The sequence below is a fragment of the Cryobacterium sp. TMT2-18-2 genome (assembly GCF_004402245.1).
In the GTDB taxonomy this organism is placed as follows: Bacteria; Actinomycetota; Actinomycetes; order Actinomycetales; family Microbacteriaceae; genus Cryobacterium; species Cryobacterium sandaracinum.
This window is the reverse complement of the sequence record NZ_SOFU01000010.1, coordinates 61385-76299: the sequence shown is the minus strand read 5'-3', so window position 1 is coordinate 76299 and position 14915 is coordinate 61385. Positions and strand designations below refer to the sequence as shown.

13 protein-coding genes are annotated in these 14915 nt (G+C 68.4%); 10 read left to right on the top strand and 3 right to left on the bottom strand.

The features are described from left to right. The first annotated feature begins 18 nt into the window (after positions 1-18). From E3O22_RS03150 to E3O22_RS03135, 4 genes are read left to right on the top strand one after another with little or no spacing between them, the layout of a single operon-like run. On the top strand, positions 19-873 hold the full coding sequence (locus E3O22_RS03150; RefSeq protein WP_134396506.1) for an ABC transporter ATP-binding protein: 855 nt from the start codon (positions 19-21) through the stop codon (positions 871-873). Continuing rightward, positions 870-1556 carry an ABC transporter permease gene (locus E3O22_RS03145; protein WP_134396508.1) on the top strand — a complete coding sequence of 229 codons (687 nt, stop codon included), beginning with the start codon at positions 870-872 and terminating at the stop codon, positions 1554-1556. Before E3O22_RS03150 ends, E3O22_RS03145 begins: the two co-directional genes overlap by 4 nt. Next, positions 1553-2293 carry an ABC transporter permease gene (locus E3O22_RS03140; RefSeq protein ID WP_134396510.1) on the top strand — a complete coding sequence of 247 codons (741 nt, stop codon included), beginning with the start codon at positions 1553-1555 and terminating at the stop codon, positions 2291-2293. Before E3O22_RS03145 ends, E3O22_RS03140 begins: the two co-directional genes overlap by 4 nt. After that, positions 2293-3219, top strand: a complete 927-nt coding sequence (locus E3O22_RS03135; protein ID WP_134396512.1) for an ABC transporter substrate-binding protein — start codon at positions 2293-2295, stop codon at positions 3217-3219. Before E3O22_RS03140 ends, E3O22_RS03135 begins: the two co-directional genes overlap by 1 nt. Positions 3220-3357: 138 nt before the next feature. Here E3O22_RS03135 and E3O22_RS03130 read toward each other — a convergent pair whose 3' ends face one another. Then, the gene (locus E3O22_RS03130; RefSeq protein WP_166784538.1) at positions 3358-4296 is read right to left on the bottom strand and encodes a M56 family metallopeptidase; all 939 of its coding nucleotides are present in this window, start codon (positions 4294-4296) and stop codon (positions 3358-3360) included. A gap of 61 nt (positions 4297-4357) precedes the next feature. Then, entirely contained in the window at positions 4358-4744 is a 387-nt protein-coding gene (locus E3O22_RS03125) for a BlaI/MecI/CopY family transcriptional regulator (protein WP_134396515.1), read from the bottom strand. 97 nt (positions 4745-4841) lie between these two features. Here E3O22_RS03125 and E3O22_RS03120 point away from each other — a divergent pair, with 97 nt between their 5' ends. From E3O22_RS03120 to cydC, 4 genes are read left to right on the top strand one after another with little or no spacing between them, the layout of a single operon-like run. After that, positions 4842-6254 carry a cytochrome ubiquinol oxidase subunit I gene (locus E3O22_RS03120; protein ID WP_134396517.1) on the top strand — a complete coding sequence of 471 codons (1413 nt, stop codon included), beginning with the start codon at positions 4842-4844 and terminating at the stop codon, positions 6252-6254. 9 nt (positions 6255-6263) lie between these two features. Beyond that, complete coding sequence (gene cydB, locus E3O22_RS03115; RefSeq protein ID WP_134396519.1) at positions 6264-7280, top strand: cytochrome d ubiquinol oxidase subunit II; 1017 nt, start codon at positions 6264-6266, stop codon at positions 7278-7280. Positions 7281-7286: 6 nt separating this feature from the next. Further along, positions 7287-8951 (top strand): thiol reductant ABC exporter subunit CydD, encoded by a 1665-nt coding sequence (gene cydD, locus E3O22_RS03110; RefSeq protein WP_134396521.1) that lies wholly within the window; start codon positions 7287-7289, stop codon positions 8949-8951. After that, positions 8944-10701: a thiol reductant ABC exporter subunit CydC gene (cydC, locus tag E3O22_RS03105; RefSeq protein ID WP_134397071.1), complete on the top strand. Its 1758-nt coding sequence runs from the start codon at positions 8944-8946 to the stop codon at positions 10699-10701. Before cydD ends, cydC begins: the two co-directional genes overlap by 8 nt. A gap of 41 nt (positions 10702-10742) precedes the next feature. Here cydC and E3O22_RS03100 read toward each other — a convergent pair whose 3' ends face one another. Beyond that, positions 10743-11399 (bottom strand): DedA family protein, encoded by a 657-nt coding sequence (locus tag E3O22_RS03100; RefSeq protein ID WP_134394146.1) that lies wholly within the window; start codon positions 11397-11399, stop codon positions 10743-10745. Positions 11400-11535: 136 nt separating this feature from the next. Here E3O22_RS03100 and E3O22_RS03095 point away from each other — a divergent pair, with 136 nt between their 5' ends. Then, positions 11536-13047 carry a M20/M25/M40 family metallo-hydrolase gene (locus tag E3O22_RS03095; RefSeq protein ID WP_134394145.1) on the top strand — a complete coding sequence of 504 codons (1512 nt, stop codon included), beginning with the start codon at positions 11536-11538 and terminating at the stop codon, positions 13045-13047. Between the two features lie 304 nt (positions 13048-13351). Then, entirely contained in the window at positions 13352-14878 is a 1527-nt protein-coding gene (locus E3O22_RS03090) for an anthranilate synthase component I family protein (protein ID WP_134394144.1), read from the top strand. The last annotated feature ends 37 nt before the right edge of the window (positions 14879-14915 follow it).

The window sequence follows — 14915 nt, the reverse complement described above, 5'->3', positions numbered from 1 at the left end:
GAGAAATGAGCCATTTTCATGATCGAGTTCCGCTCGGTGAGCAAGCAGTTCCCGGACGGCACACTCGCCGTTGACGATTTCAGCCTGACGCTCGCGTCGCACCAGACGACGGTGCTCGTCGGCTCCTCCGGCTCGGGCAAGACCACCCTGCTGCGCATGATCAATCGGATGGTTGACCCGAGCCGCGGCACGATCGAGATCGACGGGGCCGACATCGCCCAGCTCGAGCCGGTGCCACTGCGGCGCGGCATCGGCTATGTGATGCAAAACTCCGGCCTGCTCCCGCACCGCACGGTGATCGACAACGTCGCGACCGTTCCGCTGCTGCGCGGGGTGCCGAGAAAGAAGGCCCGCGCCGACGCCCTCACCCTGCTTGACACGGTGGGCCTGGACCAGACCCTGGCGGACCGGTACCCCAGCCAGCTCTCCGGCGGGCAGCAGCAGCGTGTCGGGGTGGCGCGCGGGCTCGCGGTCAACCCAAACATTCTTCTGATGGACGAGCCGTTCGGCGCCGTCGACCCGATCGTGAGGGCCGAGCTCCAGCAAGAACTGATCCGGCTGCAGAGCGAGCTCGGCAAAACGGTCGTGTTCGTCACCCACGATATCGAGGAGGCGTTCCTCCTCGGTGACCAGGTCGTCATCCTGCGTGACGGCGGACGGATCGCCCAGGTGGGGGCGCCGGCCGAGATCCTGGCGAACCCGGCCGACGACTTCGTGGCCAGCTTCGTCGGAGCGGAGCGCGGCAAGCGTGCCCTGCATCTGGAACGCCGTGGCGACTCTGACCTGCTGCTCGACAGTGAGGGCCGCCTGGCCGGTGTGCTCGTGGCGCCGGGGAAGACCGCGCACTCCCCGGATTCCCAGGCTCCGCGGTGACCTGGATCTGGTCGAATCTCGACCTGCTCTGGGATCGCACCCTGGACCACCTGATCCTCAGCGTGCCGCCGATCCTTCTCAGCTTCCTGATCGCCGTGCCGCTGGGCTGGCTTGCGAACCGGTACCGTGCCGGCCGCGGCGTGATCCTGACGGCCAGTGGGCTGCTCTACGCCATCCCGTCCCTGCCGCTGTTCTTCGTGATCCCGGCCATCGTCGGCACCAGCCTTCGCTCGCCGCTCAATCTGATCATCGCCCTGACGATCTACGGCGTCGCGTTGATGGTACGCGTGGTGGCCGACGGGCTGGCATCCGTGGACCAGGATGTGCGCCAGTCCGCTGTCGCCGTGGGGTATTCCGGCTGGAGCATCTTCTGGCAGGTTGAGCTGCCGCTGGCCGGGCCGGTGCTCCTGGCCGGCCTGCGGGTCGTGGCCGTCAGCACGGTCAGCCTCGCCACGGTGGGGGCCGTGATCGGCGCGCAGAGCCTCGGCAGCCTGTTCACGGATGGCTTTCAGCGCGGTATCCAGGCCGAAATCATCGCCGGAATCGTGCTGACCGTGGCGCTGGCGCTGCTGCTGGACGGCTCCCTCGTGCTGCTCGGGTGGGTTCTGCTGCCCTGGACCCGCCTGGCGGCGACCGACCGGAGGGCCGTCCGGGTGGCCCGGCTCACGGAGGCGTCAGCATGAACCTGTTCGTTGACGCGGTGAACTGGATCCTCGACCCGGCCAATTTCGCCGGGCCGGGCGGCATTCCGGCGCGGACGATCGAACACCTGGTGTTCACCCTCGTGGCGGTCCTGATGGCCTCCGTGATCGCGATTCCGGTTGGTTTCCTGATCGGGCATACGGGTCGGGGACGTAGCTTCGCTGTGGCCACCTCCGGCGGGCTGCGGGCCATTCCGACCCTCGGCCTGTTGACCCTGGTCGCGCTGTGGGTCGGGATTGGGCTCGGTGCGCCGTACGTCGCGCTCACGGTCCTGGCGATCCCGCCGATCCTCGCGGGTGCCTACGCCGGCTTCGAGGCCATTGACCGGTCCGTCATCGACTCCGCCCGGTCGGTCGGGATGTCGGAGAGCCAGATCGTGGGCACGGTCGAGATCCCCTTGGGGTTGCCGTTGCTGATCGCGGGCATCCGTTCGGCCACCCTGCAGGTCGTCGCCACGGCGACCCTGGCTGCCTATGTGGCGGATATCGGCCTCGGCCGGTTCCTGTTCGCCGGGTTGAAAACCCGCGACTACGCGGAGATGCTGGGCGGGTCACTGCTCGTGATCCTGGTTGCCCTCGTCCTCGAGGGAATATTCACTGTTGTTCAGCGACTTGTCGTTCCCAGAGGCGTCGCGTCCGGACGTCCCCCACTCGACCGTGGCAGGTCAGCCCGACCTGTCCCGGGGATGGATCCCGCCATCACGAAAGGAACCCACTAATGTTCACAGCTCACAGAGGCCGGCTCGCGGCTGTCGCCGCGGTCGCGGTTGGGGCCGTCGTAGCCCTTGCAGGGTGTGCGTCCGGTGACCCGCTGGACAGCGGAAGTAACGCCGACGAGGGGTCCACCACCCTGGTCGTCGGTTCGCAGGACTACTACTCGAACGAGATCATCGCCGAAATCTACGCCCTGGCGTTGGAGGGGAACGGCTTCACGGTCGACCGCCAGTTCAAGATCGGTCAGCGCGAGGTCTACCTGCCCGAGATCGAATCCGGTGCCATCGACGTCTTCCCCGAGTACACCGGCAGCCTGCTGCAGGCCCTGAATGCGGATGCCGCCGGAGGCACCGCCGACGAGACCTACGCGCAGCTGCAGGACGAGCTGCCCGAGGGGCTGAGCGTGCTCGACATGGCCTCGGCCACGGACCAGAACTCCTGGACCGTCACGCAGGCCTTCGCCGACAAGTACAGCCTGACCGACATCGCGTCGCTCGCCGATGTCACCGAGCCGATCACCGTCGGCGGACCGTCCGAACTCCAGACCCGCCCCTACGGACCGACAACCCTGACAGAGAAGTACGGCATCCCCATCGCCGGATTCACGCCCATTGAGGATGGTGGCGGCCCGCTCACGATCAAAGCTCTCGTCGACAACGACATTCAGATCACGAACGTCTACACGGCCAGCCCGAACATCAAGTCGGACAGCCTCGTCGCCCTCGACGACCCGGACGGCCTGTTCTTCGCGGACAACGTCGTGCCCGTGGTGTCCGACAAGGTCGGCGGGAAGGCCGCCGACGTGCTCAACGCCGTCAGTGCCGCTCTGACCGCCGAGGACCTGGTGGGCCTCAACTCCGAGAGCGTGAACGACCAGCTCTCGGCCGAGAAAATCGCTGCCGCTTGGCTCGAACAAGCGAACCTCTTCTAGGCACCAGCTGACTCGGGCACTGCCTGACCAATTCGACGGAGATTCTGCGCCTACGGGCCGGTTTTGGAGCAAAACGGGCTCTGGGGCCGAGAATCTCCGTCGAATTCGTCAGGGGCAGGGGCAGGGGCAGTCGCGGGCTCAGGCGAGGGAGAGGAGCAGCGTCGGCAGCAACAGGAGTGCCCCGGCGCCGGCCGCGACGAAAAGCACGACGGAGGGCGTCAGCGGCGCCGGTGGGGTGATCAGGCGGCGAACGCGGGGTGTCACCAGGTCGAACGGATGGTCCGGGCCGTCGGCGAGTTCGACATCCGTTCCCAGCGGGTCCACCTGGTGTGCCGACCCGACCAGTGCGATCGCGGTGGCCAACGTTCGGTCGTCCACCACCCGCCGGGCCTGGTCGTCGGCGAGCATCTCGACCAGCAGGGCGACCGCGTTCTCGGCGCGGTTCGCGATCGGGAACCACGGCAATGCGCTGTGCCAGGACTTGAAGGCGAGCAGCACGAGGTGGTGCTGCTGCACCAGGTGGGCGCGCTCGTGTGCGATCACCGCGCGCAACTGGTCGGCATTCAGCAATTGCAGAAGGCCGCGAGAAAGCACGGTCGCCGACCGGGTCGCGCCGGGCAGGCAGTACGCGACCGGGGCGTCGTGTTCGATCACACGCGTGCCGGAATGGTTCGGCAGAGGGTCGCTGAGTAGTCCGATCAGGTGCCGGTGCCTGCGGTGCTGGCGCCCCGCGCGGGAGAAGGTCGCGGCGAGGTTGAGCAGCAGATGGCTGCCGAGGATCAGCGCCGCGCACAGCAGGAGTACCGAGCCGAACGACGTGCCGGCCGGCAGTGTGCCGGTGAAGAGATGGCCCGCCAGTGCGCGGATGCCCTCGAACAGGTTCTCGCCGAACGGGATCAGCCCGAAGCTGAGCAGCGAGCCGAGCATCGAGAGCCCTCCGGCCAGGGCGATGGACTGCCACAACACTAGGGCGACCGCGGGGGAGCGGGCCGGCCAGCCGGCGGTGGCAAGCCAGATCGGGACCGGACCGGCGAGCAGCACGGCCACGATCAGAAGCGCTACGGCCGTGACGAACACGACTCGGCCGCTCCGACGCGTGCTGATTGGAGCAGGGACTGGAGTGGGGACTGGATGCCGGTCACTCGCGACCGAGAGGTGCGGTGCCGAGGAGCAGGCGCAAAACGTCGGCCTCCTGAGGGGTGACATCCCCGATGAACCGGGCGAGGGCCGCCTGCCGGTCGGGAGCAGAGCCGAGCACCTCGTGCATCAGCTCCGCGGTATGTTCCGCCCGGGTCGACACGGCCCGGTAGCGGTGCGGCCGGGTGTCTCGGTCGCGGGTGACGAAGCCCTTGGTCTCCAGGCGGGAAAGCACCGTGAGCACTGTCGTGGTGGCGAGTGGTGTGCGCCTCGTGGTGGCGGCCGTCGGGGTGAGCAGCCGATCTCGGAGGTCGTTGGCAGGCAGAGGCGTTGCGGTGTCCCACAGGACATCCATCAGCAGCCGTTCCAGCACTCCCAAGCTCCCCATACTGGGGAGTCTAGCGGGCGGCAATCAACTCTTCTACGTCTCGTAGAAGAGTAATGTTCTACAGACTGTAGAAAAACCCGATGACGCTGGAGGGCGCATGAACGAGTGGCTGGATCCGTTACTCCTGTCGAGATGGCAATTCGGTCTGACTACCGTCTACCACTTCCTCTTCGTACCGCTCACGATCGGGCTGGCGTTCACGGTCGCCCTTTTCCAGACCGCCTGGGTGCGCACCGACAAGGCCAAGTACCTCCAACTGACCCACTTCTTCGGCAAGATCTTCCTGATCAACTTCGCCATGGGCGTCGTTACCGGAATCGTGCAGGAGTTCCAGTTCGGAATGAACTGGTCGGACTACTCCCGCTTCGTTGGTGACGTCTTCGGCGCCCCGCTCGCCTTCGAGGGCATCATCGCCTTCTTCCTGGAGGCCACGTTCATCGGACTGTGGATCTTCGGCTGGGACAAGCTGCCCCGCGGCCTGCACCTCGCCACCATCTGGCTGACCACGGCCGGTTCGATCGCCTCGGCCTACTTCATCCTCGCGGCGAACGCGTTCATGCAAAACCCGATCGCGTTCCGCATCAACGAGGAGCGCGGCCGGGCCGAGCTCACCAGTATCGGCGAGCTTCTGACCAACCCGATCGCTGTGGCCTCCTTCCCACACACGATCTTCGCCTGCTTCATGGTGTCGTCGGGGCTCGTCATCTCGGTGGCCGCCTGGCACCTGCTGCGCAAGCAGCACGTGGAATCCATGCGTCCCGCGCTCAAGCTGGGCATGTGGATGATGGTTGTCTCCGGAGCGCTCACCACCTTCTTCGGCGACTCGCTGAGCCTGGCCATGACCGCGGCCCAGCCCATGAAGATGGCGGCGGCCGAGGCGATGTACAAGACAGCGACGGGCGCCGAGGCATCCTTCTCGATCTTCACCCTCGGCACCCCCGACGGCGTCAGCGAACTGTTCTCGATTCGTATCCCATACCTTTTGTCGTTCCTGTCGACCCACACCCTCAACGGCACGGTCGAAGGCATCGACAACCTGCAGGCGCAGTATGTGACCCTGTACGGCCCCGGCGACTACACCCCGACCATCTGGATCACCTACTGGGCCTTCCGCTGGATGATCGGTCTCGGCATCGCCCACATCCTGGTTGCCGTCGTCGGCCTCTGGCTGACCCGCGGCGGGCGCAGCCCCCAGGCCAGCTGGGTCTGGAAGATCGCCATCTGGAGCTTCCCGTTCTCGCTTCTCGCCATGAGCGTCGGCTGGATCTTCACCGAGATGGGCCGGCAGCCCTGGCTGGTGTTCGGACTCCTGCGCACCCAGGACGGCGTGTCACCCAATGTCAGCGGCGTCGAGATCCTGATCTCGCTGATCGCCTTCACGCTGATCTACGGCGCCCTCGCCGTCGTCGAATTCAAGTTGATCCTGCAGGCCGTGCGGACGGGACCTGCCTCACTGGCGGAACCCGACCCGGTGTCCGGCAAGGTCACGCCACAGGTCACGGTCTACTAGGAGCGCATGATGGATCTCAACATTCTCTGGTTCTGGATCATCGGTGCACTCTTCATCGGCTACTTCGTTCTGGACGGCTTCGACTTCGGCGTCGGCATGTCGCTGCCCTTCCTGGGCACGGACGACCTCGACCGCCGGGTCATCATCAACACCATCGGGCCGATCTGGGACCTCAACGAAACCTGGCTGATCGTGGCCGGTGCAGCACTGTTCGCCGCTTTCCCGGAGTGGTACGCCACCCTGTTCAGCGGGTTCTACCTGGCCCTGCTGGTGATCCTGCTTGCCCTCATCCTGCGCGGGGTGTCATTCGAATACCGGCACCAACGCCCGGAAGCGGCCTGGAAGAAACGCTTCGACCTCATGATCGTGATCGGGTCCGCCGTTCCCGCCCTGCTCTGGGGCGTCGCCTTCTCCAACATCGTGCAGGGCGTTCCACTGGACGCCGGCCACAACTACATCGGCTCCTTCTTCGACCTGCTCAACCCCTACGCCCTCCTCGGCGGTCTCACCACGCTGCTTCTGTTCTTCACCCACGGCGTGGTGTTCATCTCCCTCAAGACCGAGGGGGACATCCGTCAGCGCGCTCAGAAGCTCGCCGTCAAGGCCGGGGTCGCCACCATCGTGATAGCCGCCTCATTCCTGGTCTGGACTACCCTCGCCTTCGGCAGCCTGGCCACCGGCGCCTTCGCCGCCCTCGCCGCGGTCGCCCTGATCGGGGCGTTCCTGGCGAACCTGCGGGGCGCCGAAGGCTGGGCCTTCACGCTGATGGCCGCGACGATCGCCCTCGCGGTGCTGACGCTCTTCGCGTCCCTGTTCCCCGACGTGATGCCGGCGAGCAACGGTGCAGCCAACAGCCTGACCATCGAGAACGCCTCCTCGACGCCGTACACACTGCAGGTGATGAGCTGGACCGCCCTGTTCGCCATGCCCGTCATCTTCCTATACCAGGGCTGGACCTACTGGGTTCTGCGCAAGCGGGTCAGCCGCGCGACCGTGTCGGCCGACGTAGAGTCCGCCGTACACTGAACTTAAATGCGCCCCTTCGATCCTCGGCTCCTCCGCTACGCGTCAGCCGCTCGGTGGTTCCTGTCGGTGGGTGCCCTGCTCGGACTGGCGCAGACCGTCACGGTCATCGCGTTCTCCTGGCTGCTGAGCCAGAGCATCACCCTCGCGTTAACCGGGGCCTCTCCGAATTCGCTGGCCTTCACCATGGCCGCCCTTGCGGGCGTGATCGTGGTGCGGGCGGCGCTGGCGTGGCTCCTCGAGGTGGCCGCCACCCGCGGGGCAGCCCAGGTCAAGAGTCAGCTGCGCCGCCAGGTGCTCGACCGCGTCGCCGAGCGCGGCCCGGATTGGCTCAGCGGCCGGGCCAGCGCCGGTGTCTCCACCCTGGCCACCCAGGGGCTGGACGCGCTGGACAACTACTTCGCCCGCTACCTGCCCCAGCTTTTGCTGGCGGCGATCAGCACGCCCCTGCTGATCCTGGTGATGCTCTGGCAGGACCTGCCCAGCGGCATCACAGTCATCGTCGTGCTGCCATTCATCCCCGTCTTCATGGTGCTGATCGGCCAGGCCACCCAGTCCGTGCAGCGGCAGCAATGGGAGTCCCTGCAGCGGCTGTCGACGGGGTTCCTCGACCTCGTCGGCGGGCTCGGCACGCTTAAGATCTACGGTCGGGAGCGACGCCAGTTCGCCCGGGTGCGCACCATCACCGAGGACTACCGCGCCCGCACCATGAAGGTGCTGCGGGTCTCCTTCCTCAGCGGGTTCGTGCTCGAACTGGCGGCCAGCCTGTCGGTGGCCCTCGTCGCCGTTTCCATCGGGCTGCGCCTGGTCGACGGAAGCCTCGCCCTCGGCGTCGGCCTGTTCGTGCTGCTGCTGGCCCCGGAGGCTTTTCTCCCCGTACGGCAGGTCGGCACCCAGTTCCACGCCGCGGCCGACGGTCTGGCGGCCGCCGAGGAGGTCTTCGCCATTCTCGACGACGGTGCCGGGCTCCGGGACGCGGCGATCCCGGCTGCCTCGACTGTCCCGTCTGGCGCGCCCACCGGAGCGGGCCCCGCGGATACCGGCACGCTCCGATTCGAGCACGTCACGATCCAGCGGGGCACGGATGCCCCCGTGCACGACTTCAGCGCCGTCTTCCGCCCCGGCGAACTCACCGTGGTCGTGGGCCCGAGCGGCACCGGAAAATCCACGCTGGTGGCCGCACTGCAGGGATTCGTCCCCTTCGACGGGCGGATCCTGCTGAACGGTGCGGAGCAGACCCCGGGCACACCGCGCCCGTGGCTGGCGTGGGCCGGGCAACGGCCGGGACTGTTCCAGGGAACGATCGCCGACAATCTCGCGCTCGGTGACGCGTCCGTCGATCGGGACACCGTGGCCCGGTCGCTGGAGTGCGCCGGAGTGGGCGATCTGGAGCCGGCCACCATGCTCGGCATCGCCGGCGAGGGACTCTCCGGCGGACAGGCCCAGCGGGTCGCAGCGGCCCGCGCCATCTACCGCGCCGAGAGCCACGACTGCGCCGTGGTCGTTCTCGACGAGCCCAGTTCGGCGCTGGACGAGGCGGCGGAGGCCTCCCTCGTCGCTGGCCTGCGCCGGCTCACGACCGAGGGGCGGATCGTGATCGTGGTCAGCCACCGGCCCGCGCTGCGGGACGCCGCCGACCAGATCGTTGCCCTGAACGAGGTGGCCCATGTCTGATTCCCGACCCAGCGCGAGCGGGAGCGCGAGCAGGATCGCCGGCCCCCGGCCGGCCGGCCGGGCCGAGGTGCGCGCCGTGCTGCGCCTGGCCCAGCCGATCGCCCGCCGGTTCGCCCCCGGCCTGGCCGCGGGCGTGCTGAGCGCGGTCTTCGCGGTGGCCCTCCTGGCGTCGTCGGCGTGGCTGATCACCCGAGCCGCCGAGCAACCGCCGGTCATGTTCCTTTCAATGGCGGTCGTCGGGGTGCGTGCGTTCGCCCTCGGCCGGTCTGCGTTCCGCTACCTCGAGCGTCTGGCCAGCCACGACGCCGCATTCCGCCAGCTGGCTGACCTGCGCGTGGGCATCTTCTCCCGGATCCTGCCGCTCTCCCCGGCCGGCCTCGGAGGCACGAGCCGCGGCGACCTGCTCAGTCGCCTCGTGCGCGACGTCGACGACCTGCAGGACTTCCCGCTGCGGGTGGTGCAGCCTCTGGCCACGGCGGGGATCCTCGTGAGCGTGAGCGTGGTCGGGGTCTGGCTGGTTCTCCCCGCCGCCGGTGTCACGCTGGCGCTGGCGCTCCTCGTTGCCGGTCTGCTCGCCACCGTCACCTCCAGTGCGCTGTCCGCCCGGTCGGAACGCCAGCTTGCACCCCTCCGCGGAGCCCTCGCCGGCGAGGTGCTCGAGGTGGTGGAGAACCTCGACGTGCTGAGCGCCTTCGGGGCCCTCGACGCCCGCCTGGCCACCCTTGCGGCGGCCGACGACCGGCTGCGCCGGGCCTCCCTGCGCCGGTCGCTGGGCGTGGGCGTGCAGGGAGCCGTGCTGTCACTGTTCGCGGGTCTGGCGACGGTCGCCGCGCTCCGGGTCGGCATTCCGGCCCTCTCCGGGCCGGCTGGCCTCAGCGGACCGGGCTTCGTTGTGGTCGTGCTCGTGCCCATGGCGGTGTTCGAGGTGTTCGGAATGATCCCGCTCGCGCTCGGCGTCTGGCGCCAGGTGCGCTCCAGCGCCGCGCGGGTGGCGACGGCGGTGCCGACCAGCGTCCCCGCGGAGATCCCGGCGGAGTCGGTGACCGAGCCGACGGATGCGCCGGCGGATGCGATGTCCACCACGAGCGTCAGCGCCCGCCCGGTGCTCGAACTCACCGACGTGGGTGCCCGCTGGCCCGGTTCCGCTACCCCGGCGGTCACGGGCATCACCCTGCGCCTGGCGCCGGGAGACCGTGTGCACCTGGCAGGGCCGAGCGGCGCCGGCAAGACCACCCTGGCCCAGACCCTGGTGCGCTTCCTCGACTACACGGGCTCGTACCGGCTCGACGGCGTCGAGGCGCGCACGCTGGCCCCGGCCGAGGTGCGCCGCCGGGTGGGACTGTGCGAACAGCGTCCCTGGCTCTTCGACGACAGCATCCGTCAGAACCTGCTCTTCGCCCGCGCGACGGCCACCGACGACGATCTCGAGGCCGTGCTCGCCCGGGTCGGGCTGGGGGAGTGGGCCGCCCAGCGGGGGGGCCTCGACGCCCGGGTCGGCGAGCGGGGTGCCCTGGTCTCTGGCGGTCAGGCCCAGCGAATCGCGCTGGCGCGCGCGTTGCTGGCGGATTTCCCGGTGCTCATCGTCGACGAACCTACCGCCAACGTCGACGAGGCGCAGGGCGACATGCTCGTGCGGGACATCCTGGTCACGGCCGCGGAGGACGGCCGTGCGGTGCTGCTCATCTCGCACACGCCGGTGCCGGACGACCTGATCACCGCGAGGGTCGTCGTGCCCGGCCCTACCGGCTGAACCCGACAGCCGAACGAGGGGTCGCCCGACCGAACGTGGGGTCAGACGACCGGAGGCTCCGGCTGCTCCATGTGTCGCTCCTCGCGGCGGTGCAACCACCGTTTGACCAGGAACACGAGCAGCACGAAGGCCGCGATCGCACCGACGAAGAGGTACCCGGCGAAGTGGAGCCGGTCGGAGAGCTCGCGGTAGCCTTCGGCGGCGGCCGAACCGATCGACACGTAGGCCACCGCCCAGATCACGCAGGCGGGCACGGTCCACTTCATGAAGGTGCGGTAGGGCATCGGGCTCATCCCCACGGTCAGCGGGATCAGCGAGTGCAGCACGGGCAGGAACCGCGACAGGAACACGGCAATGCCGCCACGCCGTGCCAGGTAGATCTCGGCCCGGGCCCAGTTGCGTTCCCCGAGCCGGCGCCCGAGGCGGCTCATCCGGATCCACGGCCCGAAGTGGCGGCCGAGCGCGAAGCCGATGCTCTCGCCGATCAGGGCTCCGACGATCACCGCGGCGACGAGCCCCAGGAACTCGGCCGTGTTGCTCACCGCCGTGCTCGCCACGATCACGATGGAATCGCCCGGCACGACCAGGCCGACGAGAACGGATGTCTCCAAAAGCATGCCGAGTCCGGCCAGGAGGGTGCGCAGCACCGGATCCACGCTGGAAACCGTATCCAGGATCCAGCTGAGGATATCGTTCACGTCTCACAGCCTAAGCCGTGCGCCCGCAGCGGGGCTGGGGACCTGCCCTTGCCCCGCGACTGGGGGATACGCTAGCGTCGCCCCAGGGCCGCTCAACGACGACCGGCCCACGTTCGATCCAGTCTGAGGGACCCTCATGAAACAGAATCGGAATATTCGTCTCGCCGCCGTCGGCACGGCCGTGGCCCTGTCGGTCAGCGTCGGGCTACCCGCCTACGCCGACAACGGAACGGACACCGGCGCGCTGCGCGAAGCCGTGACGGCAGCCGGCATCATCGACCACCTGGAGGAGCTCCAGAAGATCGCGGATGCCAACGGCGGCACGCGTGCGTCCGGCACGCCGGGGTACGAGGCATCCGCCGTCTACGTCGAAGAGCAGCTCACGGCCGCGGGCTACATGCCGATCCGTCAGGCCTACTCCTATGAGCAGTTCGTGCTGAATGCGGAGTCGTTCGCGCAGTTCACGCCCACCCCCACCACCTACGCCGGCGGCACCGACTTTGCCACGATGAGCTACTCCGGCTCCGGCACGGTCTCGGCGGCGGTACAGGCGGTCGACATCAACCTGGTCGGCGACCGGGCCTCGACCAGCGGCTGTGAAGCCGCAGACTTCGCGGGCTTCACGGCCGGGAACGTCGCTCTGATCCAACGCGGCACCTGCACCTTCCGGGTCAAGGCCGACAATGCGATCGCGGCCGGCGCCGCCGGCGTGATCATCTTCAACCAGGGAAACGCCGATGATCGCCTCGGTATCGTCAACGGCACTCTGGACGCCCCGCAGACCGCAGTTCCGGTCATCGGAACGACCTTCGTGCTCGGCGCGGCTCTGGCCGGGCAGCCTGCCCCGACCGTGCGGCTGGCCGTGGATGCTGAGGTCACCGTCACCGAATCCTTCAACATCCTGGCCGATTCGGCCGGTCGCGCGGACCGCACGGTCGTGGCCGGAGCGCACCTCGACTCCGTTGCCGAGGGCGCGGGAATCAACGACAACGGCAGCGGCAGCGCCGCCATCCTGGAAACCGCCATCCAGCTCGCCGCCTCCGGCAACGCACCCACCAACCGGGTGCGGTTCGCGTTTTGGGGCAGCGAGGAAGATGGACTGGTCGGTTCCGAGTACTACGTTTCACAGCTGACGAAACGCCAGATCAAGGCGCACGCCGTCAACCTGAACTTCGACATGGTCGCATCGCCGAACTTTGTGCGCTTCGTCTACGACGGTGACGGCTCGTCCTTCGGCACCACCGGCCCGAACGGGTCGGCGCTGGTCGAGAAGGTCTTCCTGGACTACTTCGCCTCGCAGGGGCTGGCCACAGAACCCACCGAGTTCGACGGTCGGTCCGACTACTTCGGGTTCATCGAGAACGGCATTCCCGCCGGCGGGCTGTTCACCGGTGCGGAAGACCTGATGACGGAGGCCGAGGCGGTCACTTATGGTGGCGTCGCCGGCGCACCGTACGACGCCTGTTACCACGCCGCATGCGACGACATCACGAACATCAATGCGGAGGTGCTGGAGCAGATGGCCGATGCCATCGCCCACACGACGATGACGTTCGGCGAGACCACCTCCGCGGTCAACGGCACGACCAGGGGCGGCGGCTCCGGCTCGACGGGGCTCCAGTTCAAGGGCAGCCTCGCTGTGAAGTAGTCACGCTGCGGCACCTGACGGAGAAAGGTGGGGAGGCAGCCCGCGGGCGGCCTCCCCACTGCGTCCCCGGTGGGGTCGGGGGTGCGGTCCCGGCACCCCGACGAGTGGGTCCGAACGAAGTCGACGGATAGAGCAGGGGGGCCGAGATTTTGCCCGGATCAGGAGCTGCCATACGGGAAGAGCCGTTTTTTCCGCAGAATCTCCGTCGAATTCGTTCGAGACATGGCACTGAGTTCGGCATACGTTCGGCCGGGGCGGCAGATCGCTGCACTTCGGGGAGAATCCCGGCACCTAGGCTGGAAGTGTGACCGGGCCGACTCAGAGCATCCTCCTGCCCGAGTGGTGGGATCCGGCCCGCGTCTTCGACACCCTTTACCGCAACAGCCCGTACGCGTTCTGGTTGGATGCGGGCAACGGCGCCGAAACCGGCCTCAGCTATCTTGGGTCCGCGTCGCCCGGGTCCCGGTTTGTTACCGCCTCGGTGCCCGAGGGGACCGTGACGGTCTCGGTCGCCGGCGATCCGTTCGTGCCGGGTCACCCTTCACCCGGGACGATCTTCGAGTTCCTGCGCGCGGAGCAGGCCGGCTTCCACGACGATGCCACCGAAGATACCGGCACCGACGATACCGGCACCGACGATACCGGCGCCGACGATGCCGGCGGCTTTCGGCTGGGCTGGGTGGGCTGGCTCGGATACGAACTCGGTGCCCAGACCCTCGGCACGCCCGTGCACGACTCCCGCTACCCGGATGCCGCCCTGCTCGAGGTGCACCACGTGCTGGTGTTCGATCATGCGGCACGAACGGTCAGGGCGCTCGCTCGCCGCGCTTCCGGCGACGCGACGGATGCCCCGCAGGCGTGGGCCGATGCCGTGCTCGATGCTCTCGCCGCGTCGGAGCAGCCACCCGCGGCATCCGCGAACCGGCCGGTCACGTGGCCTGCCGGCTCCGCTGCCGGCCCCGTTGCCGCTGCCGGCGTAGCCCGGTGGCGGCACGACGTGCACCGCTACGCCGAGCTGATCGAGGAATGCCAGGCGTTCATCCGGGCCGGTGACGCCTACCAGCTCTGCCTCACCAACGAGATCCTGGTCGACGTGCGGCCGCATCCGGTCGAGGCCTACCTGGCGTTGCGCGCCGGCAGCCCCAGCCACCACGGCGGGCTGCTGCGTTTCGGGGACACCGCCCTGCTCAGCGCCTCCCCGGAACAGTTCCTGACCGTGACCCCGGGCGGCCTGATCACCACGAAGCCGATCAAGGGCACTCGGGCGCGCTCCCGGATGGCCGACCGGGACCGCGAGCTCCGCGACGAGCTCGAGGGCAGCGGCAAAGAGCGTGCCGAGAACCTGATGATCGTCGACCTGATGCGCAACGACCTCGGGCGGATCGCCGAGCTCGGCAGCGTGCAGGTCACGAACTTGCTCGCCGTGGAGAGTTACGCGCACGTGCACCAGCTGGTCAGTACGGTCGAGGCGCGCCTGGCCGCGGGACTGACCGGGGTGGATGCCGTGGCGTCCTGCTTCCCCGCCGGGTCCATGACCGGGGCACCGAAGATCAGTGCGATGACCATCCTCGACGCCCTCGAGTGCGGACCGCGCGGGCTCTACGCCGGGGCCTTCGGCTATCTGGGGCGAAACGGCGCGGTCGACCTGGCCATGGTCATCCGCAGCATCGTGCTCAGCCCGGACGGGGCCTCCATCGGCACGGGCGGCGGCATCACGGCGCTGTCCGATCCGCTGGAGGAGATCGAGGAAACCCGGCTGAAAGCGGCGGCGCTCCTGGCCGTCCTCGGCGTTCCTCGATCCAGCGCCGCCACGGGCCAGGGCCAGGTTTAGTAACCTAAGAGCTTGGACGCCGCCTCCGCGCGGCCCG

Coding starts and splice junctions, on each gene's coding strand:
- E3O22_RS03120 (WP_134396517.1), top strand. CDS start 4,842: ATGAACGAGTGGCTGGATCCGTTACTCCTGTCGAGATGGCAATTCGGT.
- E3O22_RS03150 (WP_134396506.1), top strand. CDS start 19: ATGATCGAGTTCCGCTCGGTGAGCAAGCAGTTCCCGGACGGCACACTC.
- E3O22_RS03125 (WP_134396515.1), bottom strand. CDS start 4,744: ATGGGGAGCTTGGGAGTGCTGGAACGGCTGCTGATGGATGTCCTGTGG.
- E3O22_RS03095 (WP_134394145.1), top strand. CDS start 11,536: ATGAAACAGAATCGGAATATTCGTCTCGCCGCCGTCGGCACGGCCGTG.
- E3O22_RS03135 (WP_134396512.1), top strand. CDS start 2,293: ATGTTCACAGCTCACAGAGGCCGGCTCGCGGCTGTCGCCGCGGTCGCG.
- cydD (WP_134396521.1), top strand. CDS start 7,287: ATGCGCCCCTTCGATCCTCGGCTCCTCCGCTACGCGTCAGCCGCTCGG.
- E3O22_RS03140 (WP_134396510.1), top strand. CDS start 1,553: ATGAACCTGTTCGTTGACGCGGTGAACTGGATCCTCGACCCGGCCAAT.
- cydB (WP_134396519.1), top strand. CDS start 6,264: ATGGATCTCAACATTCTCTGGTTCTGGATCATCGGTGCACTCTTCATC.
- cydC (WP_134397071.1), top strand. CDS start 8,944: ATGTCTGATTCCCGACCCAGCGCGAGCGGGAGCGCGAGCAGGATCGCC.